The sequence below is a fragment of the Fictibacillus sp. NRS-1165 genome (genome assembly GCF_050468105.1).
Taxonomy (GTDB): domain Bacteria; phylum Bacillota; class Bacilli; order Bacillales; family Fictibacillaceae; genus Fictibacillus_C; species Fictibacillus_C terrinigri.
This window is the reverse complement of the sequence record NZ_JBDPNU010000060.1, coordinates 1-22,421: the sequence shown is the minus strand read 5'-3', so window position 1 is coordinate 22,421 and position 22,421 is coordinate 1. Positions and strand designations below refer to the sequence as shown.

Genomic DNA, 22,421 nt, shown 5'->3' with positions numbered 1-22,421 from the left:
GGAACACCCCCCTTTTTTGTATGATATTAACCGCTGATTTCTGTCCGGTATATTTTGTTTATCTCAGTTATGCCTCTGTATATATCATAGATTGTGTGTTTGTTAAGGACTGTTACTTTTAGCTCCAGGAGAAGTGAACAGTCCTCTAAATCCCGGATATGGACATGGTCGACTCTAAGCCCTTGTTTCTTTACTTCAGAGATCACCTCACCAATTTCTTCTCTATATTTTAAGTTAAGTTTAATGGAGATTTCCTTCGCATGTACTTTTCTCCAAAAACCAAGTTTATTCAAAAAAATCGGAAGGAGCTCGACGCTAATCATTAATAGGATGACACCTGCAACAGCTTCGATATAAAAACCAGCACCTGTCGCAATACCAATCCCTGCCGCTCCCCATATCATTGCAGCCGTTGTTAAACCAGTAATGGTATCATCCTCTTTCCTTAAAATAACTCCTGCTCCCAGAAATCCAATTCCCGAAACAATTTGTGCCGCTAATCGAAGCGGATCCATTTGTATTTTTATCAGATCAGATGATGGAAATGAATAGGAGGATTGTATGGAAACGATGGTTAACAGGCAGCTAATAATGGATATGACCAAGCTTGTTTTTAACCCCAACGGTTTCCTCTTTAATTGTCTTTCCAAGCCGATTGCCAGCCCCAATATGGCAGATATGAACAGCTTCAACAGCATCCCTTCGTCAAAGGTTTTTGCCCATTCCATCATTTCGATCAACCTCCTTCACTTCAATTACTCGTTATTGGCAAATGCCTGTTAAATTGTAATTGGTGGATATCTTTGATGCTTTGAAGAATATAGGAGGGTTTGTGCACAGATTCCTTCAACATTGCTTTTGTTGAAATTCCAGATAGCACAAGAACCGTTTGTATTCCATTATCATTTCCCATTCGAATATCGGTCTCTAAACGGTCTCCGATGATGTAGCATTCTTCAGGTTTTAATTTTAGAACATCTCTTATAACGATATCCGCCGCTAATTTAGAAGGTTTGCCCATTATATAATCAATTGGCCGGCCAATCGTTCCTTCCATGGCTCCAATTATTGACCCGCAATCAGGAAGCTGACCGTCAATTACCGGACATGTGCGATCCGGGTTGGTGGCCAGAATCGTAGCCCTGTTTTTTGCCCAAGCTTGGTAGGCAAGGTTCAGTTTCATATAATTAAATTGCCGATCCCAGCCTAAAACGACATAAGTAGCCAGATTGGGATCCTCTGTAAGTCTTATTCCTTCAAATATTAACTCTTCGAATAATGCGTGCTCCCCAATGACATAGACTGCGTCATTACTATTCATGTTTTGCTTTAGAAACTTGGCGGTAATGTAATTTGAGTTGATCACTTCTTCTATCGACACGTCAATACCCAATCCCTGCAGTTTTTTCACATAGTCATTACGAGTAGAAATGGATTTATTCGTAAAAAAAACAACCTTATGCCCACCATCTCGTAAATATTGAATCGCTTCCTTTCCCCCATCAATAATCTGGTCTTCTACATAAACGGTTCCGTCCAAATCAAATATAAAGCCTTTCACCATTCGATTACCTCCATTTTGGATCCAACTGAATGAAAAAAACCCCCAGCTATGGAAGCCTTATTCGCAAAGGCAAAAATAGCTAGGGGTTTCTCTTATTCTCTTCCCGCTGATATTCATTTGTACAAGTGCTTAGATGCCTGCTATCTTACTGTAGAATTATAGTTCGATAGATGATTGACAATGTCCTGGATTGAATATCGATAAGGATTAATTTCATAGATGATCGGTCCGCCAAAGTGACGATCCTCTAAATAGCTCTCCAGCCCCACCGTGAAATGATTCCCATCACCAGGAAGCAAATGAAGATCCGATCTCCCATCATTCTCTGATACATGGACAGCTCCTAATGTTCCAGCCAGCTTATCAATGGCTGCTTTCAAATCATTCCCCATCAAATCCAAATGACCGAGATCCAAGCACGCCTTTATATTTGCAGCAGTGATTAGATCGATCCATTCTTCTAGATTCGAAGCAATGTGATGGCAATAGTTTAGTTTATCGGGTATCAGGTTTTCTAATAACAAATCTATTCCATGGTGCTTCGCCACTTCATTTAACTTAATAATGCGCTCTTCGACCCTGAACAGGGACTCATTTCTTTCTTCAGAAAACCAGGCATATCCACCATGAAAGGTGGCATGCTTCCCATCATATTCAGCGAGATTTGCAATCCATTCAGTTAATACAGACAATGTCCTTTCGTATACAGCCGCATCAGGAGTAGCCAGATTTAGATCGTGGAAAGGGAGATGCAATCCAACTTTTAGATCCAAATCACTGGCATACTTTAAGTATTGAACAGCATTCTTCTGTTCTGCCAATATTTCGATGCCCTCAAACCCAGCTTTTTTAATCATCGTAAAGTCGTTTAAATCAGCGGATAGTCCCAGGGACCAGCTATTAAGCCATTTTTCCATGATTTTCTCCATTCGGTGAATGATCAAAATTTGAAGTTGATTCATTATTTAGGTCTTCTAATCTTTTCCCTTTTGTTTCAGGGGCTAATAAAGCAGATATAATTAAGCCTATTAAACTAATAACGGCAAAAAACCACAGTGCTTTACTATTCCCCCATGCCGCAACCAGATTAGGGAAGACTAAAATACCCATGATCGAACCGATCCGGCTGACACCTGTTGCCAAACCGGAAGCACTCGCCCGAATACTTGTAGGGAACAATTCTGTCGGATAAACAAAATTAAGAATTCCTCCACCCATATTCGCAAACAGCACAGCCAAACTGAAAAGTATGACTAAAAATGACAGCGTTGGGGTGGGATTAAGGGCCAGAATAATCAGTGCTATTGATAAGCCTGTAAATGAAGTGATAATAAGAGGCCTTCTCCCTATCCTTTCAACAAGATTTGTTCCAACGATTGCCCCCAGTAAACCCAATAGACTAACTGTTCCGGATCCCATGTAAACCATCATTTGTGATCCATCGGTAAAGGGTTTTAATATCGTTGGTGTATACATGGAAATCCCATAATAGGCAACCGCGTAGCAGAACCAGAATCCGCAAACAAAGAACGTGCGCTTAAACAGTGTCTTTGAAAAGACATGACTGAATTTTGTTTTCGAAGCAGAGGCCAGTGGAATCGCCACTTTTTGACCTGTAATTTTCAGCATGATCTCTTCCGCTTCTTTCTCACGCCCTCTTGAAGCTAACCATCTCGGAGATTCCGGAAGTGTGACTCTGAAAAAGAAAACGATCAATGCAAATACAGCGCCTACCATAAGCATGTATCTCCAGGCGCTCGGACCAACCGGCACTAACAATATCCCCACGAGGTAGGCTGTAACAGCCCCGACAAACCACATGGCTCCAAGAGAAGTACTATGTTTTCCCCGGCTTTTCGTAGAACTGAATTCCGATACTAGAGTAGCAGAAATAGGATAATCTGCACCGATTCCTATTCCCAATAAGAAGCGGAATAAAATCAGCTGCCAGGGAGCCTGTGCAAATGCAGTTAAGGCTGCAAAAACAACAAACGCTAATAGATCAACGACGTACATCGCTTTTCTGCCAAACTTATCTGTTAAATTACCAAGCCATAAGGCACCGATTAATGAACCAATGACGGCTGATGATGTAATTAACCCCTGTAGCCCTGGTCCTATGTCCCACTGGTTTAAAATTAAAGGCATGGCAACAGCAATAACAGTTAAATCAAAGCCATCAAGAAACGTACCGGCCGCGGACAAGAGTGTGACCTTCCTTTGAAAGCGCTTTAATTTTGGAGAATCCAAATGCTCAAAACTCATAACCCTTCCCCTTCCCTTTTGATTACGTAACAATTATGGGAGCAGAAAAAATAAAAGCCATAGCCAAAAAACATGTACCATGTTTTTAATGACTATGGCTTCTCTTCATCTCCGGCCATAAAGCTACACAACTTGATATTTTTTTGTTTGCTAAACAATTTATACAATATTCAAATGATTCTGTCAACTGTTTTTGTAAGACTGATCAGCTGACTGTCACAGCGAATATTGGCAAATCATTCAGGAGTTAATATAAAAATATTCTGTAGATCTTCGGAATATGTTCCAGTTTTTATTTCCAATACCATTGCTATCCTTCCGGAATTTATGTATTATTAAAAATAATCAGATAATTCAAACCTGCTTTATGGGTAGAGATATGGAGAACCCTGTGCACATAGTTTGTACTGCATTTGCAGTATATGTTATGTCATGGGGTTTTTTGTTTTTCTATGATCTATAACAGTCATCTGAGAAACAAGCGAAACAAAAATAGTTTAGGGGGAGGAGAAAAAATGAAAGATTTTAATGGCAATAAGTGGCTGATCTATGCTGTATCGCTGATTTTGGCAATATCCAGCGATGTATTATTCATTGCTTTTCCATCCAGTGCAGCCGAAAATACGGTAGCCCGATTACTGATCACAGAGGTGGTCCCAGATACCGATAACTATGCCGGTTATGATGCGTTTGAGTATATCGAAATTTATAATAACAGCGATCAAGAGATCAATCTGCAAGGCTATCACATTCAATCCGGTCGATGGAACGCCGCCATTGAAAATTCAGCCAGGATCGGCCCGTGGGATTCGATGCTGTTATGGACACGACGGCAGGAAACTCAGCCGATGACATTGGAAGGCTTTAATCACCTCTACCTTTCCTCTTATACTAGTAAATACATTGAGGAATATCATATCCAAAGATTAGAAAATGTGGGCGGCTTGGTGAACAGCAAAAATCAGACCGTGTCCGTATTGGATCCGAACGGAAAAGAAATCGTTAAAGCAAATTACACCGGTGACCAGGTACGCGTGAATAGGTCGATTACTTTCAGCTTTCCAGCCGATGGAAGCAACACGATGAAAACGTTATCCGGCAATCAAAATGCAACGCCTGGCTGGACCGAACCAGGACAAGTACCTCCAAGACCAAAACAAGATGATGCAGCACCTGAAATACCAGCCAATGTAAGAGTGGATGCTGGTAACGGGGAAGTCTTGTTATCGTGGGATCCAAATTCCGAATCAGACCTTTATCGTTATAATATCTACAAGAATGGGAATTTAGAGTTCTCCGTTACACCCTCCAAGCATGAATTCAGGTTATCTTCTCTTATCGGCAATCTCAATTTTAATCTGCAAATGACAGCCGAAGATACTTCAGGAAATGAAACCGCAAAATCTCCCCCTTTTACTGTTAGACCTGGACATCAACTTATTACACAGGCAGAAAGGTCTTTAAACGATAGAAATCCGAAATATCAAAGTCTATGGGATATCAGCAAGGATGGCCCCATTATCCCCGGATTGGTGCAGGATCTTGTCCCGCAAGGATTGGGTTATTATAAGAAAAAGGATTGGTTATTTACCATAAATTATTTGGATGACGGACGACCTGGAACGTTATGCGTTATTGATGCGGAGACTGAACAATTAATTAAATCCATTGTATTATACAACCAAGATGGAACACCCTACACCGGCCACGCGGGAGGCGTTACGGTAAGCCGCGAACACGTTTGGATCTCCTCTGAACAATTCCTCTTCACATTAAACATCAGTGACATCGTCGCAGCGAATAATAATGAGGAGCTTGCGTTTACGAACCAGATTCCTGTCCCCGTTGAGGCTGCTTATGATGTCTACGACGATGATAAAGGCATTCTTTGGGTAGGTGAATTTTATGAACCCACCAGTTATCCAACCGATCCATCACACCACCTCGTGAATCGTGCCGGTGAAATGCAATACGCCTGGATGGTCGGTTATAAGCTTAAAACGAATACTGATATGCTTACAAATGAGCAATGGGAGGAAGGATCAAGTGAGCCTGCAACTCCTGATTATGTCTTTTCAACCATTGGGAAAGTTCAGGGAGCCATTGTTCAAAAGAAGGGAATCTCATTAGTTACCTCCTATGGCCGTGCGAACGATAGTGTTCTCTATCGATTTGAGGATCCGCAAAAGGAGGAACCTAATGAATACGTCAGGATTGGGCAAAAAGAAGTTCCACTCTGGTTCCTGGATGGCGAAACAGCGAAACCAATAGAAAGTATCACCGCTATTCCAATGAACGAAGGAGCCGTGTTAGTAAAAAGTGATCTTTACGTCTCCTTTGAATCCGGAGCTAACAAATATCGTTATACCGGGTCATATCCTAGAGATCGCATGCTAAGAATTGATATGAAGACATTAATGAAAGATGACAGGAATACAGAGAAAGAAGAACGGTGAGAAGGAAAAAAGGCTGCTGGTGTACCTGCAGCCTTTTCGTTTTATTTTATTGTAGGATTTTATCTGTTTGAACGGATGGGTCTAAATCTTTCTCTTCTTCGTCGAAATAAACCGCCTTGCCCGTTTTGGCAGATTCATAGATTGCTTCCAGGATCTCCGTAACAACAAGCGCTTGTTCAGGCTTAACGACCGGTTCTTTATCATTCAGAAGAGCGTCGATCCACAGTCTCGCTTCGTGATCGGCATCGCTCTCTTCATCCGCATCGTAAAAGGCGACTCCCTTTCCATCCACCTGGATTTTATTGGAATACAGCTTGCCGAAGTCTTCCCCATTTATTCTGAGGCCGTCCATCATGTCGGCTCCGCCTTCCGTTCCGCAAAGGGTACACATTGCTTCACCTGTCTGTAAAGTATTCAGTGCCCAGCTCGTCTCCAGAGAAATCGTGGCTCCGTTCTTCATGGTGATCATGCCGAACGCTGAATCTTCCACCGTAAACTTATCAGGATCCCATGAACCCCAGGCATTTGCAGCATCCTTCTTTTTCCCGAGTTTATGGAAAGTGGTCCCTAACACCGCCTTTGGCTCGTAATTGTTCATCATCCATAATGTCATGTCGAGGGAATGTGTGCCTATATCAATCAGAGATCCTCCACCCTGCTTTTCTTCATCTAAAAACACTCCCCAAGTTGGTACGGCCCGACGGCGGATGGCGTGTGCTTTCGCATAATAAATCTCTCCAAAATCTCCGCGCTCACAAAGTTTGTGAAGATGCCAGCTGTCGGCGCGGTAACGGTACTGATACCCAATCGTCAGCTTCTTCCCTGTTCTTTTGGCGGTATCAACCATGCGGCGTGCATCTTTTGCTGTCTTGGCCATTGGTTTTTCACACATGACGTGCTTATCCGCCTCGAGTGCATCAACCGTTATGTCTGCATGTGAGTCATTCGGAGTACAAACATGAACGACATCAAGACTTTTATCTTCCAGCAGTTCTTTATAATCGGTAAACACTTTTGCATCCGGTGTTCCAAATTCCTGAGCAGCTTTTCGTGCCTTTTCTTCCTCTAAGTCACAAAAGGCAGCCAGTTCCACTTCGTCAATCTTTGAAAGGCTTGGCATATGCTTTCCGTTGGCGATTCCGCCGCATCCGATAATTCCGATTCGTATTTTCTTAGGCATTTGAAAGTTTCCCCCTTGATTATTGGTTTAAGAGAACTTCTTTTACTTCAGAAATCAAGACCTTTCTTCCTTCAGCATGTGATAGCGCAGCTGCTTCGTTGATCAAGGTCAGGCTGCAAACGTCTTCTTTCCTTATCGTCGTTTCTTTTCCCTTTACAATCGATTCCACCCATTGCTCCATCGGCATCGGAAGGGCTTTCGGCAACACCTCAGGGATAATCCAGCCCTCTTGCTCAAGCTGACTGCTATTTAGACGGATCTCGTTTTCTTCTATAAGCAGCGCTCCTTTCGTCCCGTAGAGTTCCAGCTGAAAGGGACTTCCATACGATAAAAATCCGGTTTCCACCGTTCCGAGTGCACCTGATTCATATTCGACAAGAACCACTGCATTCTCTTCAACCGTCCTTTGATCATTCTTTTGAAAAATGGACGTTACCGCAGATGCCGGACCCGCCAGCCGGTTGGTTAAATAGATGGGATGGGCACCAAGGTCGATCAACGCCCCCCCTCCGCACTGTTCCTTGTCAAAAAAATGCGGGGGTAGCCAGCCATTGACACTGCCGCTTACGGGGACCGCTCCATTATGCGCGAGACGGCACCGGATGGAGGTTAAGTCACCGAGCCATCCCTTATCGAGAGCATGCTGTGCATATAAATAGTAGTTGGCCGTCAATCTTGGCAAGGAGACGGTAAGCTTGACTCCATTTTTTTCCGCAGCATCATAAATTTCTTCACACTCGGCAGTGGTAAACGCCAGAACCTTCTCTGTAAAAACATGTTTTTTATGTGCAACAGCTGCCAGGATTACTTCTCTATGCCGATTGGTTGGTGTGTTGACAATGACTCCATCAATCTGTGGATCTCGCAGAACTGTTTCAAGTTCCCGTATAAAAGGAACACCGAGCTCACTGGACCACTTTTCTCCTCTCGCTGTATCCTCATCCCAGATGCATTTGATCGACAGATCTGGGTGATTCCCAGCCTCACGGGCATAATCATCCGCATGGACATGCCATCTGCTTAAAAGTGCCACTTTCATCATTTCATCACTCCTCAAGAGTTTGATTATTTTACATACGGTTTTACATTTAGAGGACTTGTTGAATCTCCTTCAACTAAAGTTACGTCTAAAAACTCCCTCTTTATCGAAGAATGGCCGTTGATCATTTCAAGCAGCCTTGTGACGGCAAGCCGGCCCATCTCTTTTTCATTTTGGCGGAGGTGGGTAAACTCCCAGCCGCTCAGATTATTATCATGGGCATCAAAACACAGGATGGAAAGATCTTCTGGAACACGCAGCCCTAACTGTTCGGCTGCACGTTTCGCCAGAACAGCAATATTGTGTTCAATGGCAAATAGTGCTGTCATCTCAGGGTGCTGTATCAGGTGTTTTTTTATCGTTTCGATATCTTGCTCGGGTTTCGTTCGCGTCTCAAGCGGCGACGGAATGGAATTCCTTAATTCCTTGCACCAGAGCTGACGGTTAACGATTTTGTTCTGATCTTCATATGCCCGCAGGATTCCTGTAAAACGGTCTACAACAGTTGTAGTATCACTTGCGGGAGACAGGACTCCAATATTTTCATGGCCCAAGCTGAACAAATAGTCCATTCCTTCCTTCGCAGCCTTAATGTTGTCCGTAGAGACGAAGGCTGCTGCAACACCCCTGAACGTCCGGTCGATCAAGACGAACGGGTACTCGGCGATAATCAGCTTCAGTATTTCAGACCCATAATGCTCGGCTTTTGCTGGATAGAGAATCAGACCGTCCACATTAAAGTCGATGAGCTGCCTGATCGCTTCCGCCTCTTTTCCAGGAAGCCCTTTCGTGCGTTTTAATATGATAAAACACCGCCCGTTTGAAGCTTCTTCAATGCTCGCAATTACTTTAGAGACATAGCTGTCATCAAGATCCGGAACGATGAGTCCGACTAGACATTTATTCGTTTTTACTTCGTGGAGGCCAGGTTCTTGCGATGGTTTCGCAGACACGAACGTCCCCTTCCCCCGCTGCCTGAAAACAAGTCCCTCATCTTCTAATAGATCCAGTGCTTTTTTACTTGTAATTCGGCTCACTTGAAAGGTATCAGACAGTTCTTTTTCAGAAGGCACACGGTCTCCCTCTGTATATTCTCCGCTGACAATATTATTTTTGATTGATTGGTAAACTTGTCTGTATAAAGGATTCATGGTTCCACCCCAAGAAACTAAAATATGCATACTATATTATGGAAAACAAAGTATACATATTGATTATACCTAAAAGGTCAGACAATTCTAATCCTTTCGCTGCTTATCCTTTGGAAGCTCCACCCAGGCTGAATCCTTGTGACATGAAACGCTGGGAGAAAATATACAACACAATGGCCGGGAAGGTATACAGGATAGAAAAAGCGGCGAGTTTGCCGTACTCCACCATTCCAAAGTTGCCAAAGAATTGATAGATCGTAACGGAAGCCGGCAGTTTTTCCGGGGATTGAATAAGAATATAAGGAACAAAGAAATTACCCCAGCTTCCGGAAAAGGTAAAAATACCGACCGTACAGATTCCAGGAATCATCAATGGAGCAACGATTCTTCTCAGCCCTTCCCAAACCGACGCACCGTCGATCCATGCGGATTCCTCCAGTTCCAGCGGCACAGCGTCCATGAAGTTTTTCAGCATCCAGATTGCATAAGGAAGTCCGGCTGCTGTTAAAAATAACATCGTCCCCCAAAGCGAGTCTTGCAGTTTCAAATAAATAAACAGCTGATAAACTGGCACCATAACGGCAGTAATCGGCAGCGATGTCATAAAGAGGATTGTAAACATAAAATGCTTTTTATATTTCATCTGGTAGCGGGAAAGCGGATATGCAGCCAGACCTGCGACAAGCACCACAAGCAGCCCTTGTCCTAAGGAAAGGAGCAATCCGATGATAAAGGCCCGTATGTTGACGGGGTCGGTTAACACGCTTTTAAAATTATCCGCCGTAAAGGCAGACGGTACCTTGATGGAAGAGTTGGCATTAGGATCGACTGATGCGATGAGCACCCAAAGCAGCGGAAGGAGAAACAGTACACCTATGGCCGCTAAAATGATGTATGGGATCGATCTTTCCAGCTTTTTGGATTTTATTTTCATCGGTCTCTCTCCTAAACTTTGACTTTCATTGATTTTAAGTACAGAAGGCTTACAAGCACCCCGATTAATAAGAGGATCAATGAGATGGCTGTCCCGTAACCCAGCTGATAGTTAACAAAGGCCTGATTGTACATAAAGATCGGCAGGGTTTGTGTTGATGTGCCTGGGCCTCCGCCTGTCATCGCGTAGATTAGCGTGAAAACTCCCAACGTTTGAAGGGTAACAAGGATCATGTTGGTTACGACTGAACCTTTGATCATCGGCAGCACGATCCTATAAAGAACTTGGAACCTTGAAGCACCGTCCACAACCGCAGCTTCTTCGATGCTTTTTGGCACATCATCCAATGCAGCCTGAAAAACAAGCATGGAAAACGCCGTACCGTGCCAGATGTTCGCGATGATCACACTTGTCATCGGAAAAGCGAATAGCCAGGCAACAGGTTTTAAACCCATATGCTGCAGAATCACGTTCAGGGTCCCGCTGTCATTTAGGAATGCCACCCAGCAAAAAGCGACAACAATCTCGGGAGTCACCCAGCCGGCAATCACAATGATGCCGATCACTCGTCGAAAGGCTGGATTTTTCTCTTTCATAAGCAGCGCCAGAATAAATCCAAGAACTTGCTGGCCTATTATGGCTGAGAACAATAGATACAGTATGGTCTTGATCACACTGATCCTAAAGTTAGGATCTTGAAACATGTTAACAAAGTTACTAAAGCCAACGAATTGGGTCGCCTGTGCTTCACTGCCAGTTAGCGACAGATTGGTGAAAGCAAAATAAAAGGTTAAAAGGATTGGCCCAATAAAAAAGATGAGCAGCAAGATCCAGGAAGGCAGTAAAAAGAGAAGCGATGACAACAGTTTTTTATTTTTACGTTTATGAAGCGATGATTTGCTGTCAACCGATGTTGATGTAGAAATTATAGGGTTTGCATCCAAAGAAAACACTCCTTTCAGAAAACGTTACCTTTCGATCACTTTATCTTCGCCTACCACACGCGTGACATTTTTTTGATAGGTTTCAACAGCCTGTTTTGGAGAAAGCTTTCCGGTTACGACATCTTCTACCGTTGACTGAATGACTGTGGAAACAGAAGGATATTTATCGACAGATGGCCTGAAATGAGTATTTTCCAGGAATTCAGAAGCCTCTTTAAACATCGGCAGGTTCAAATATTCTGGTTCTTTTGACACGTCTTCACGAGGAGAAAGATTGTTTTCTTTTAACAATAGTTTGAGGTTGTTTTCTTTTGTTGAGATGAATTTAATGAATTCCCATGAAAGATCTTTGTTATCTGATTTTTTAGGAATGGAAAACGCCCATCCGCCTGACATGGAGGTTTTTCCCGGTCCCTCACCGTTTTGGGTTGGCATGGCTGCATAGCCCAGTGTCTTGAACGCATCCGGCCAAGGTGCAGGACCGTCTTTGCGGTAGTTTCCTGCCTGCCAGATCCCGTCTAGCCCAATGGCTATTTTTCCTTTTGGAAATAGCTGAGTATAAGCAACAGTGCCCCCTTGCCCGTTCAATACTTGTGATAAGCCGGGACCGAGTTTTTCTTTATAAATGGTATCGATGAAGGAATACGTATCAAGCAGTCCCTGACTGTTCACGATCCATTTTCCCTTGTCCTCATCGTATAACGGATCTTTTGTACCATACAGCAGCATCTCGAACGTTTGCATGGAAGTGCCTTCACCCGTGGCTTTGCCAGAGTTCATCCACAATGGAATAACACCTGGATCTTTCTTCTTAATGGTTCTAGCAGCCGTTAAGATATCGTCCCATGATTTTGGTTCCCATGGTACCGGCAGCCCTGCTTTCTTAAAAAGTTCTTTGTTGTACCACAGGCCTCGCGAATCTGTATTAAAAGGGACACCATACGTTTTGCCGTCCTGGGCTTTAACACCATTCTTAACATTGTCAATATATTGATTCCACTCATCCCAGCCTTTCAGCTTATCGTCCAGCGGTTCAAGATAGCCCGCACTCGCATCCGAATTCACCATAAAAGTATCTTCCGTGACGATATCTGGCGCTGACTGATCAGACTTGAGCATTAGAGCAACTTTGGCAAAATAATCGCCTTCCGATGCGCTGATTGGAGAGAGTTTGATATTCGCTTTTGGATGCTCTTTTTTAAACTCTGGAATAATGTCATTGTTTAGCCAATCGGTCAGTCCTTTGTTCGTTCCTCCCCCATCTCGGAACGTAATGCTAATCGTGTTGCTGTCTCCCGACTTTTTATTCCCCGAAGTGGAATTGGCGTCTGTGCAAGCTGAGCTAAAAAGAACACTTCCTGTTATAACCGAAATGGCAGCCAACTTTTTATAGCTTTTCACTTTCATATCAACACCCTCCTCAAATTTTCAAAAATAAAATGGTATGTAGGATCTAGATGCAAGAATGACAGCGTTTTCAAAAAACACTTTTAAAAAGAACCCTTTCTGAATTTTCGGTAAATTTATTTCTATTTATAATTTAATTGATATATATGATATATGTCAATATGTTATTTGATATATCTTTTAAGTTTTCTCTTCTAGCATCTCCGCGCATAAAAACAGAGCCTGTCGGCTCTGTTCTGCACATCTGTTAAACCTGACAGTTCGGACAAGAAAAGGATTTACGTGAGGAAATTTCCATTTTCCTAATCTCGGTTCCGCAGCGGAGGCAGGGCTGGTCTTCCCTGTCATAAACAAGCAGGTGGTTGTTATATCCGCCTGTTTTTGCATCTCCAGCATATATAGGATTTACGATATATCCTCCAAATTTAATCCCATTCTCTAATACGGGTATAATCGCGTGATACAGTGTAATCACTTCGTCCGGTTTTAGTTCGTTGGCTTTCCTTGCAGGCTGCAGCCTCGCCTGCCAGCATATTTCATCTGAATAACAGTTCCCGATGCCGGCCATAAATTTCTGGTCGATCAGAATGGATTTTAATGTACCTCTCTTTGTACCAAAACGTTTCTGGAACGTTTCGAGTGTAAAGCTGCGATCGAACGGTTCAGGACCCAGTTCCTCCAATTTTTCTTTCAGCTCTTTTCCATTCAGTAGATGAAGAAAACCTAACCGTAATCCGATAAAATACAGTTTTCGTTCACCGAAGGACAGGATGACTTGTTTTGTACGGTCAGGGTTATCCTCATCATTTCCAATGTACATCCATCCACCGAGCATCAGGTGGAGCAGCAGGGCATTGCCGGTGTTCAACTGAAAAATCAGGTGCTTTGCCCGCCTTCTAATATCGGTAATAACCGATCCCTGCAAGTGAGCTTCAAAGATCTCTGTTTTTTTATTTATGGATTTTTCCCTGTTGATGTCCACCTCTGTGATCGGCCTTCCTTTCAATTGGCGGCATAAAACAAGCCGGTAGTTCTCCATCTCTGGAAGTTCGGGCATGTCCTCCACTCCTGTCCTTTTTAGTCGACGTTTAGTATGTCTCATTTTTACTGTATTGAGACATAAGATCCTGGATAAAATATCAGCAAGACAGGAGGTATAACATGACAAGCTTGATCCTAAAGCTTATTGCGGTTCCGATAGTTTTACTCATCTCGGCTTTTTTCTTTCCTGGTGTTCATTTCGAAAGTTTTTGGCAGATCATTGTAGTTGGAATTACACTTGCTGTATTGGGTGTCGCACTTGAATATTTTATTCTGAGAAGAGGGGCGCTATGGATCAGTGTACTTGCCGATTTTGCGGTCTCCTGGATCATTGTCTATTATGCCTCAAACTTCCAGTGGGACGCTTCTGTTACATGGTACGGAGCGTTGTTAACAAGTCTGTTGCTGGGCATCGTTGAATATTTTACGCACCGATATCTCTTAGCTTCTCATAAAGCGCATAGCGAACCGATCTAACGCAATACTTAACATGTAAAAAAGCCTCAATCCCTTAACGGAATTGAGGCTTTTGCGTATCCACCCATTAAATCACACGAGTGGTAATGATGCCGTCAATTTGTTTAATCTTGTCTTCTAACCCGGGAATCACATCACCGTTAACTTTATTATCAATATCGATCATTGTATAGGCATATCCACCGCGGCTTCGGTTCACCATGTCCGCGATGTTCATATGGTAGCTGGATACGGCCTGCGTGATCTGCCCTACCATATTGGGAATGTTTTCGTGAAATGCGGCCACACGGAGTTTACCTGTATAGGGTAAAGAAGCATTTGGAAAGTTTATTGAGTTTTTAATGTTGCCTGTTTCCAAGAACTCCTTCACCTGACGAGTCGCCATGATGGCGCAGTTTTCTTCCGATTCTTTTGTTGATGCGCCAAGATGTGGGATCGGCACTGTATTTTTCATCTTCAGAACTTTTTCATTCGGAAAATCTGTGATGTATTGGCCGACAGTTCCGCTCTCAAGTGCCGCCTCCATATCATCTTCATTGACCAGCTCTCCGCGAGAGAAATTCAGAATATGGACGCCAGCCTTCATGACACTAAAGGCTTTCTCGTTAAACATGCCTTTTGTATCAGGTGTTAAAGGCACATGAACCGTAATATAATCGGATTCAGCAAATAACTGTTCAAGCGTCATGGCACGCTGTACATTGCGGGACAGATTCCAGGCGGTATCCACTGAGATGAAGGGATCAAATCCAATGACATCCATTTCCAAATCCAATGCATCATTCGCGACTAATGCACCGATTGCTCCCAAGCCAATAACCCCAAGCGTTTTTCCTTTAATTTCTTTTCCAACAAACTGTTTTTTTCCGGCTTCTACAAGTTTTGGTATTTGTTCGCCTTCCCCTTGTAATGATTTCGTCCAGGCCACGCCGGCAAAAAGGTTTCGGGATGAAGCCATCAACGTCGTAAGAACCATTTCTTTTACTGCATTTGCGTTCGCACCCGGCGTATTAAAAACGACGATTCCTCGTTCGGTGCACTGATCAACCGGAATATTATTCACTCCCGCGCCGGCCCGTGCGATGGCTTTTAGCTGATCGCCAAATGTGATCGAATGCATGTTGAAGCTGCGGACAACGATGGCTTCCGGATTTTCATTATCATTGTCAATGATGTAATCGCCCTTGCTGAATACCTTTAACCCCCTTTCAGCAATGTTATTTAACGTTTTGATGGTTCTGCCTTTTTCTAATGTAGTTGCCGTCATTATGTTCTCTCTCCTCTTTTATGATGGTTTCTCTTCATCCAAAACAAAGAACTCGTTCACAATCTCTAATAAACAGAAAAGAGGTAAGGGAACTAACTCCTTACCTCTGCCCAGGCGAACGGCTGCGACACTATGTGCTCCCTCACGGTGATCCGTGTTTCGCCAGTTACACATAGCCTTTTGATTTTTTTCATTTTATCAGAATTTTCAGTGGCCATCAACCACTATTTTAAACTTTATTTACAATGCACTCTTTGATAATGGTGTCATAAATGGTCGAGCTTGCGTTCCTTTTGACAATCCTCACAAACATGGAGGATTTTAGGTGAACTATCGGTCTGGTCGTTATTCTGGCTTTCTTCAATACCGCAGATTTCACATTTCTTCATCCTGTACCTCCTCTCTCATCCCCTCGTATGCATCAATTTCTTCAACCGAATATCCTCTTTCATGGATCGCTTGAATGAAATCTTCATAGGACGCCATTTTCTTATCGAAGCTGATACTTGCTTCTCCCCGTTCGTGGTTGATGTGGAACGGCCCAATGCCCCATACATGCTGAAGGGCTTGAGAAATCTTATCTGCATCCTGCTCGTTTTTACAATCTTTGATCTTAATCATTCTTGTTTCCATGACAAGCTACCCCCTCCTATTTTTTATTTGTTGGGACATTTGCCATCCCTTCGCCCATACCTTGCATAAAATCCATCATCATCGATATAGTCGCTCTCGTATCTGGATTTCTCATGGCCTTTCCCATTTGCCAAAGACTTTGATTTTCCTTTTTGCCAACAGATTCCGATGCTCTCTCAAGTCCTTTCGTAATCCCAAATAGCATGGTACGCAATTGCTCCGGATCGATCGTTCCTAAGAAATTGAAGGTGTTGATTCCATTTTTTATGGTCTTGTGCATCTCAGGCTTATTGATTTGCTGAATCGCAATAACGCCTACGTCATTTCGTTTCTCGATTAGTGCTGAAATGGTATCCAGCGCACCCATTTCATGAAGGTTTTTTACGATTCCGATCATGGTCAGGATCGCATCACTATTGTTTGCGATTTCTTTTACAATCGAAGCAACAGCGCCTGCCTGCTCTTCTTCTTGGTTATGGTTCTTCTTTTTAATTTGCTTGATCGCTTTGGCCATATTCATCCCCCCTAAAAAGATCCTGTATAGGTGTAAAATCATCCCGTTTCCATTTTTCTTCCACCCTGACACTGATTTGGGGAATGCGGTTGCCAAAACGGTGGTTGACTTCAGGAAGTGGTGGTTCTCCCTTCAATTCCAGCACCTCCATCTTCACATCCATTTCCTTAAACGCAGGGGTATGTGTCACCTTGTCATGGTAGCTGCTCGTTAATTTGTTGACGGCTTCATTGTCTTCCCGAGTGTTCATTGTCAAATAAAGCTCATTCCCTTTGACTCGGTCGGTAATGATTGCGCGCACTTCAACATTTCCATAGGGTGATGTCAGGCTTACTAATGATCCATCTTCAATATTGCGTTCTTGAGCAAGCTCCAGAGAGATTTCAACCCAAGGGTGCGGGACTTTATGAGTGAGGCCTTCTGATTTATATGTCATGTTGCCTTCATGGAAATGTTCGAGCAAACGGCCGTTATTTAAAAACAGGTCATATTCTTCTCCAGGCTGGAAAGGCTCAGTCCAGTCAACGGCCACTAGTTTTGCTTTGCCATCAGGAAAACCAAATCTTTCCTCGAATAATAGCGGAGTATCAGTCCCATCCGCCGTCACCGGCCATAGCTGGCTATTCCAGCCTTCGAGCCGTTCATAGCTTACACCTGAGAACAATTTCGCAAGACTGGCAGCTTCCTTCATGATTTCACCCGGGTGAGTGTAGGCCCACTTTGCACCCATCAAATTGGCGAGATCCCGGAATATTTCCCAATCAGGCTTTGATTGTCCAAGCGGTTCAAACACTTTATAAAAGCGCTGAATACGGCGTTCCGTATTTACGAACGTGCCGTCCTTTTCAAGGCTTGGCGCCGCCGGAAGTACAACGTCTGCAAACTGTGCAGTTTTACTGAAAAAAATATCCTGCACCACAAAAAAGTCCAGCTTCTCAAGGCATGAATCTACATAGTTTGAATTAGAATCCACCAATGCCATATCCTCACCAAACAAATACAGCGCCTTGAGTTCTCCCTTATGAATTCCCTCTACCATTTGGTGATTATCATATCCCGGCTCCTCTGGCAATGACACGCCCCACGCTTTTTCGTACCGTTCGCGCACCTCCCGATCCTGTACGGGCTCGTAGCCAGGGAACCAAGCGGGCATCGTTCCAAAGTCACAAGCGCCTTGCACATTGTTATGTCCCCTAAGCGGATACGCCCCTGTACCTGTTTTTCCATAGTTGCCAGTGATTAATAGAAGGTTCGAAATCGCTGTGCTTGTGTCGGTCGCGCCCATATGCTGGGTTACGCCCATAGCCCATAGAGCACAGACGGATTTAGCCTCATGGATCATCGCAGCGATTTGAATCATTTCATCTTTCGTTAGCCCTGTACGCTCCTCAGCGTACTCTAACGTGAATTTTTCCAAGGATGTGAGATAATCATCCAGCCCGTTCACTCGGTTTTCCAAGAACTTTTTGTCTTGCCACCCTTGATCAAGGATGTACTTTGTAACGGCGGATATCCAAATGAGATCTGTGCCCGGCTTTGGATGGAGATGAACATCGGCCCGTTCTGCGAGTTCATTCTTTCTTAGATCAGCCACAATCAGCTTTTGCCCATGCAGCTTGTGCGCTCTCTTAATCCTTGTAGACAGGACAGGGTGAGACTCAGCGGGATTGGCTCCCACAACGATCACAAGTTCAGCAGCCGCAATATCCTTAATCGTACCCGCATCACCGCCGATGCCAACAGTCCTCATCAAACCGGCTGTGGCCGGAGACTGGCAGTAACGAGAGCAGTTATCCACATTGTTGGTCCCCATCACGGCACGAGCAAATTTTTGAAAAAGATAATTCTCTTCATTTGAGCACTTGGAGGAGGCGATGTAACCTATGGAATTTGCGCCATGCTGATCCTTGATCTCTGTCAGCTTGCCTGCGATGAGGTTCAATGCTTCTTCCCACGTCGCTTCAACAAATTCTTCTCCCTTACGGATTAAAGGATGTGTCAGCCGTTCTTCGCTGTTCACAAAATCCCAGCCCCATTTACCTTTTACACAGGTTGAGATGCCATTAACAGGAGCTTCTTCAGTCGGTTCAATTTTTAAAATCTCCCTGCCTTTTGTCCATACTTCAAAGCTGCAGCCCACTCCGCAGTAAGTACAAACCGTTTTTGTCCTCTTGATCCGGGCTTTCCTCATGGCTGCTTCCATTTCGGAAATAGCGAAGATTTCTTTGTATCCTGGTTCAACTTCTTTCGTGAGATCGATCATGGGTCCAAGCATATTGGCAGGGATTCCCGTGAGATATCCTGCTTCTCCAAGCATTGATTTTTCCATCAGCGCGTTGCATGGACAAACGTTAACGCAGTGTCCGCAGGAAACGCAGGAAGATTCATCAATGGGTACATCATTATCCCAGATCACACGCGGTGCTTCCCGTTCCCAATCGATGGTCAGCGTCTCATTGACTTGCAAATCCTGGCACGCTTCCACACAACGTCCGCACAAAATACACTGATCCGGTTCGTACCGGTAAAAAGGATGAGAATTGTCTGGCGGATATGGCTTTGCTTCGAATTTGTATTTTTGATGCTCGATCTCCAAATATTCCGCTGTATTATGAACGACACAGTTTCCATTGTTATTATCACAAACCGTGCAATACAGCTCATGGTTCTTCAAAATACGCGACATGGCCTCATACTGGGCATCCTTCACCATTTTGGATAAAGTATCTACTTCCATTCCTGGCTCAGCTTTTGTAGCACAAGCTCTTACCAGTTCGCCTTTAACCTGAACAAAACAGGTATCGCAAGTTTGGATGGTTCCTAGATTAGGATGATAGCAAATACTCGGTATTTCGTAATCCTGAGATTTAGCCACTTCCAAAATGGTTTGTCCCTGTATAGCGTCAAAGTCTTTCCCGTTGATCTTGATTGGGAATTTTTGATTGTCCATTAAACGATTTACCTCATTTCATAGTTTGTTCTGCCTCAACATCATTTCCAATAATGAATAAATTAATAAATTTTTTTTTGGCAGCTGAATATGAAATGTACAGAATGGAAATCTTTCTTATAAATAGGAATGAGAAGGAGTGTTGAAAATGGAGAAAGAAGCTTTATTTTTACATATCAGGTCAATGATTGTTTCCTCAACAAAAGTTCCAAAATGGATGGCGGTCTCCACCGTTAAGGTTGCCGATTTGTATGGTGTAAACCTCATCGAGGTCGAAGAAAGCCTCAATGCCTTGGTAGATGAAGGAAGGCTTAAGAGAGAGAAATTGCAGAATCCTCCCCATTACGAAGTTTATTTGCTGCCATAAGGTTGCTGGACAGTTAATGGTTGCACTGACCAAGTTGTCCAATCCAATTATTTGAAAAAGCGGTTTGATCAGAGTAAACTTAAATAGTTAATAATATTAATTTTTGTCACTATAAAATACATGCTGAGCATGCAATACTTGATCTATTGTGATGATTCCATGAGAAAAATATTTTTCTCTTCGTTTGTCGGTGGGCGAGCCCGGGTTAAACATGAGGACGCCGTTCCTATGATATAGCTTCGGAATATGAGAATGGCCAAAGATAATGCAGTCCACGCTTTCATCCGAAAACGCTGAGATTGCTCTTTTTTCTGTGGTTTGTCTTTTTCCGTGTCCGTGAACAACTCCAAATGTAAATCCTTTAAAATCAAACATTATTTTTTCACTAAGAATGTCTTTCAGCTCCGGATCATCCACGTTTCCGGTCACACCTTTGACGGGTGCATAGAATTGAAGCTGACTGAACAATTCGGGAGTTTCCCAATCGCCGGCATGGACAATGAGATCAGCCGTTTTCAGGTCGGCAAGGAGCCTTCCCGGCAATTTTTTAGACTTTTTAGGCATATGGGTATCAGAAATCACGACAATTCTCATAAAATTTTTCTCCTGATTTTTCAAATTTAGTTGTTCTTTCATAGGGCTTAATCACTAGTTTAATCAACGAAAACGGTTTTTATTTTAATATTCAAAGTTTTCATAATTAATTTATAATAGTTTTTTCCTATAATTTTTGTTGACTACTAAATATTTAGTAAATTAAAATATTTATAGATTAAATAAATTGGAGGCATCAAGATGGAAGCAACAGTTAAAGTGGAGCAAGACGTTCAGCTCCAAACTAAGAAGAAACATCCACCTGGACTTTATTTGCTCTTCTTCACAGAAATGTGGGAGAGGTTCAGCTATTATGGCATGAGAGCCATTCTTGTCCTTTATTTGACTAAATCGCTCATCAGCGGCGGATTAGGAATGAATGAAACACTTGCACTTAGCATTTATGGATTCTTCACCGGTGCTGTTTATTTTACTCCTTTGATCGGCGGTTATTTATCCGACCGTTTTCTTGGCAGAAGGCTCGCCATTACGCTCGGCGGCGTTACCATGGCGCTCGGTAACCTGGTATTGTTCGCAAATCAAAGTAAACCGGCGTTTTACATTGGACTTGCCTTGCTAATTATCGGTAATGGATTCTTTAAACCAAATATCTCAACTCTTGTCGGTGAATTGTATCCGATGAACGATTCTCGCAAAGATGCAGCCTTTACCATTTTCTATATGGGTATCAACATCGGAGCATTCTTCTCCCCATTAGTTGTAGGATTCCTTGCTGAAGACTATTTCAAAACGACGGTCAATGGTGTCGAGCATTTCGGATTTAAATTTGGATTCTTGGCGGCAGCCATCGGAATGATCATCGGACAGCTGTTGTTCAACCTTCTTGGCAATAAATTCTTGGGGGACATCGGCAAAAAGCCAGTCGGTGTTTCACAAAATACCATCAGTGCAGCAGAGAAAAAGAAGCCTCTGACGAAAGCTGAAAAGAGCCGAATTAAAGTTATCTTCATCCTTACATTCTTTGTTATTTTCTTCATGGCTGGTTTTGAACAGGCCGGAAGTTCGTTAACTCTTTATACAGATAAGTTTGTTGATCGAACCGTATTCGGCTGGACCGTGCCAACTTCCTGGTTCCAATCATTGAATCCATTGTTCATCGTAATCTTTGCTCCAATCCTTTCTGTATTATGGGTAAAATTATCAAAATCAAAACGCGGAGACCTGCCGACTCCAGCGAAGATGGCAACAGGTATGATTTTACTTGGCCTCGGATTTGCAGTCCTTGTTCCTGCCCTATTACAAACTGGAACGGATGCATCCTCAGCCGTAAAAGCAAACATGATCTTCATGGTACTGACTTATTTCCTTCATACGATTGGAGAACTTTGCCTCCAGCCGGTAGGTTTATCCATGGTCAGCAAACTCGCACCAGTGAAACTAGCTTCGCTGTTGATGGGTGTTTGGCTTGCCGGTTCTGGATTTGCCAACATCCTTGCTGGACAATTGGCATCTACCACTGAATCTTTAGGATACTTTGAAGTATTCATCCTTATCGGCGGAGCAACCATTTTCCTTGGCCTTGTACTGCTTGGCCTTTCTAGGAAGCTTGTGAAAATGTCAGCTGAATAAATAACAGAACACACAAACAGGCAGCCTGAGTGAAGTGACCCCTAAAAG

General features: G+C 43.3%; 21 protein-coding genes and 1 riboswitch. Of the genes, 4 read left to right on the top strand and 17 right to left on the bottom strand.

Features of this window, described 5'->3' with window-relative positions:
* Window positions 1–26: 26 nt before the first annotated feature.
* From ABHN01_RS21960 to ABHN01_RS21945, 4 genes are all read right to left on the bottom strand, one after another.
* Complete coding sequence (locus tag ABHN01_RS21960; protein ID WP_429877329.1) at window positions 27–728, bottom strand: MgtC/SapB family protein; 702 nt, start codon at window positions 726–728, stop codon at window positions 27–29.
* A 23-nt stretch (window positions 729–751) separates the two neighbouring features.
* Window positions 752–1,564, bottom strand: coding sequence for an HAD-IIA family hydrolase (locus tag ABHN01_RS21955; RefSeq protein WP_429877296.1), 813 nt, complete (start codon window positions 1,562–1,564; stop codon window positions 752–754).
* A gap of 140 nt (window positions 1,565–1,704) precedes the next feature.
* Entirely contained in the window at window positions 1,705–2,481 is a 777-nt protein-coding gene (locus tag ABHN01_RS21950) for a sugar phosphate isomerase/epimerase family protein (RefSeq protein ID WP_429877295.1), read from the bottom strand.
* Window positions 2,465–3,829, bottom strand: coding sequence for an MFS transporter (locus ABHN01_RS21945; RefSeq protein WP_429877294.1), 1,365 nt, complete (start codon window positions 3,827–3,829; stop codon window positions 2,465–2,467). Before ABHN01_RS21945 ends, ABHN01_RS21950 begins: the two co-directional genes overlap by 17 nt.
* 515 nt (window positions 3,830–4,344) lie before the next feature.
* Here ABHN01_RS21945 and ABHN01_RS21940 point away from each other — a divergent pair.
* Window positions 4,345–6,285 (top strand): lamin tail domain-containing protein, encoded by a 1,941-nt coding sequence (locus tag ABHN01_RS21940; RefSeq protein WP_429877293.1) that lies wholly within the window; start codon window positions 4,345–4,347, stop codon window positions 6,283–6,285.
* A 46-nt stretch (window positions 6,286–6,331) separates the two neighbouring features.
* Here the strand turns inward: ABHN01_RS21940 and ABHN01_RS21935 are convergent, their stop codons facing one another.
* The 7 genes from ABHN01_RS21935 to mutM form a co-directional block, all read right to left on the bottom strand.
* Window positions 6,332–7,465: a Gfo/Idh/MocA family protein gene (locus ABHN01_RS21935; RefSeq protein WP_429877292.1), complete on the bottom strand. Its 1,134-nt coding sequence runs from the start codon at window positions 7,463–7,465 to the stop codon at window positions 6,332–6,334.
* A 19-nt stretch (window positions 7,466–7,484) separates the two neighbouring features.
* Window positions 7,485–8,507: a Gfo/Idh/MocA family protein gene (locus ABHN01_RS21930; RefSeq protein ID WP_429877291.1), complete on the bottom strand. Its 1,023-nt coding sequence runs from the start codon at window positions 8,505–8,507 to the stop codon at window positions 7,485–7,487.
* Window positions 8,508–8,530: 23 nt separating this feature from the next.
* Window positions 8,531–9,655, bottom strand: a complete 1,125-nt coding sequence (locus ABHN01_RS21925; protein WP_429877290.1) for a GntR family transcriptional regulator — start codon at window positions 9,653–9,655, stop codon at window positions 8,531–8,533.
* A 103-nt stretch (window positions 9,656–9,758) separates the two neighbouring features.
* On the bottom strand, window positions 9,759–10,589 hold the full coding sequence (locus ABHN01_RS21920) for a carbohydrate ABC transporter permease (protein WP_290400627.1): 831 nt from the start codon (window positions 10,587–10,589) through the stop codon (window positions 9,759–9,761).
* Window positions 10,590–10,600: 11 nt separating this feature from the next.
* Window positions 10,601–11,455 (bottom strand): carbohydrate ABC transporter permease, encoded by an 855-nt coding sequence (locus ABHN01_RS21915; protein WP_429877328.1) that lies wholly within the window; start codon window positions 11,453–11,455, stop codon window positions 10,601–10,603.
* 102 nt (window positions 11,456–11,557) lie between these two features.
* Window positions 11,558–12,940, bottom strand: a complete 1,383-nt coding sequence (locus tag ABHN01_RS21910; RefSeq protein WP_429877289.1) for an extracellular solute-binding protein — start codon at window positions 12,938–12,940, stop codon at window positions 11,558–11,560.
* Window positions 12,941–13,187: 247 nt separating this feature from the next.
* On the bottom strand, window positions 13,188–13,997 hold the full coding sequence (gene mutM / locus ABHN01_RS21905; protein WP_429877288.1) for a bifunctional DNA-formamidopyrimidine glycosylase/DNA-(apurinic or apyrimidinic site) lyase: 810 nt from the start codon (window positions 13,995–13,997) through the stop codon (window positions 13,188–13,190).
* A 104-nt stretch (window positions 13,998–14,101) separates the two neighbouring features.
* Between mutM and ABHN01_RS21900 the strand changes: the two genes are divergently transcribed.
* Window positions 14,102–14,458 carry a DUF2512 family protein gene (locus ABHN01_RS21900; protein ID WP_429877287.1) on the top strand — a complete coding sequence of 119 codons (357 nt, stop codon included), beginning with the start codon at window positions 14,102–14,104 and terminating at the stop codon, window positions 14,456–14,458.
* A 67-nt stretch (window positions 14,459–14,525) separates the two neighbouring features.
* Here ABHN01_RS21900 and ABHN01_RS21895 read toward each other — a convergent pair whose 3' ends face one another.
* The 5 genes from ABHN01_RS21895 to fdhF form a co-directional block, all read right to left on the bottom strand.
* Window positions 14,526–15,725, bottom strand: a complete 1,200-nt coding sequence (locus tag ABHN01_RS21895; RefSeq protein ID WP_429877286.1) for a phosphoglycerate dehydrogenase — start codon at window positions 15,723–15,725, stop codon at window positions 14,526–14,528.
* Window positions 15,726–15,826: 101 nt separating this feature from the next.
* A riboswitch (ZMP/ZTP riboswitch) is annotated at window positions 15,827–15,905 on the bottom strand.
* 86 nt (window positions 15,906–15,991) lie between these two features.
* A complete protein-coding gene (locus tag ABHN01_RS21890; RefSeq protein WP_429877285.1) occupies window positions 15,992–16,114 on the bottom strand; it encodes a hypothetical protein in 123 nt (40 codons plus the stop codon).
* Complete coding sequence (locus ABHN01_RS21885) at window positions 16,101–16,358, bottom strand: heavy-metal-associated domain-containing protein (RefSeq protein WP_290400633.1); 258 nt, start codon at window positions 16,356–16,358, stop codon at window positions 16,101–16,103. Before ABHN01_RS21885 ends, ABHN01_RS21890 begins: the two co-directional genes overlap by 14 nt.
* Before the next feature lie 16 nt (window positions 16,359–16,374).
* The gene (locus ABHN01_RS21880) at window positions 16,375–16,872 is read right to left on the bottom strand and encodes a DUF1641 domain-containing protein (protein WP_429877284.1); all 498 of its coding nucleotides are present in this window, start codon (window positions 16,870–16,872) and stop codon (window positions 16,375–16,377) included.
* On the bottom strand, window positions 16,847–19,822 hold the full coding sequence (gene fdhF, locus ABHN01_RS21875; RefSeq protein ID WP_429877283.1) for a formate dehydrogenase subunit alpha: 2,976 nt from the start codon (window positions 19,820–19,822) through the stop codon (window positions 16,847–16,849). The genes ABHN01_RS21880 and fdhF overlap by 26 nt, the downstream gene beginning before the upstream one ends.
* 148 nt (window positions 19,823–19,970) lie before the next feature.
* Between fdhF and ABHN01_RS21870 the strand changes: the two genes are divergently transcribed.
* The gene (locus tag ABHN01_RS21870; RefSeq protein ID WP_429877282.1) at window positions 19,971–20,189 is read left to right on the top strand and encodes a hypothetical protein; all 219 of its coding nucleotides are present in this window, start codon (window positions 19,971–19,973) and stop codon (window positions 20,187–20,189) included.
* A gap of 96 nt (window positions 20,190–20,285) precedes the next feature.
* Here ABHN01_RS21870 and ABHN01_RS21865 read toward each other — a convergent pair whose 3' ends face one another.
* Window positions 20,286–20,783, bottom strand: coding sequence for a metallophosphoesterase family protein (locus tag ABHN01_RS21865; protein ID WP_429877281.1), 498 nt, complete (start codon window positions 20,781–20,783; stop codon window positions 20,286–20,288).
* A gap of 201 nt (window positions 20,784–20,984) precedes the next feature.
* Between ABHN01_RS21865 and ABHN01_RS21860 the strand changes: the two genes are divergently transcribed.
* Window positions 20,985–22,373, top strand: coding sequence for a peptide MFS transporter (locus ABHN01_RS21860; protein ID WP_429877280.1), 1,389 nt, complete (start codon window positions 20,985–20,987; stop codon window positions 22,371–22,373).
* The last annotated feature ends 48 nt before the right edge of the window (window positions 22,374–22,421 follow it).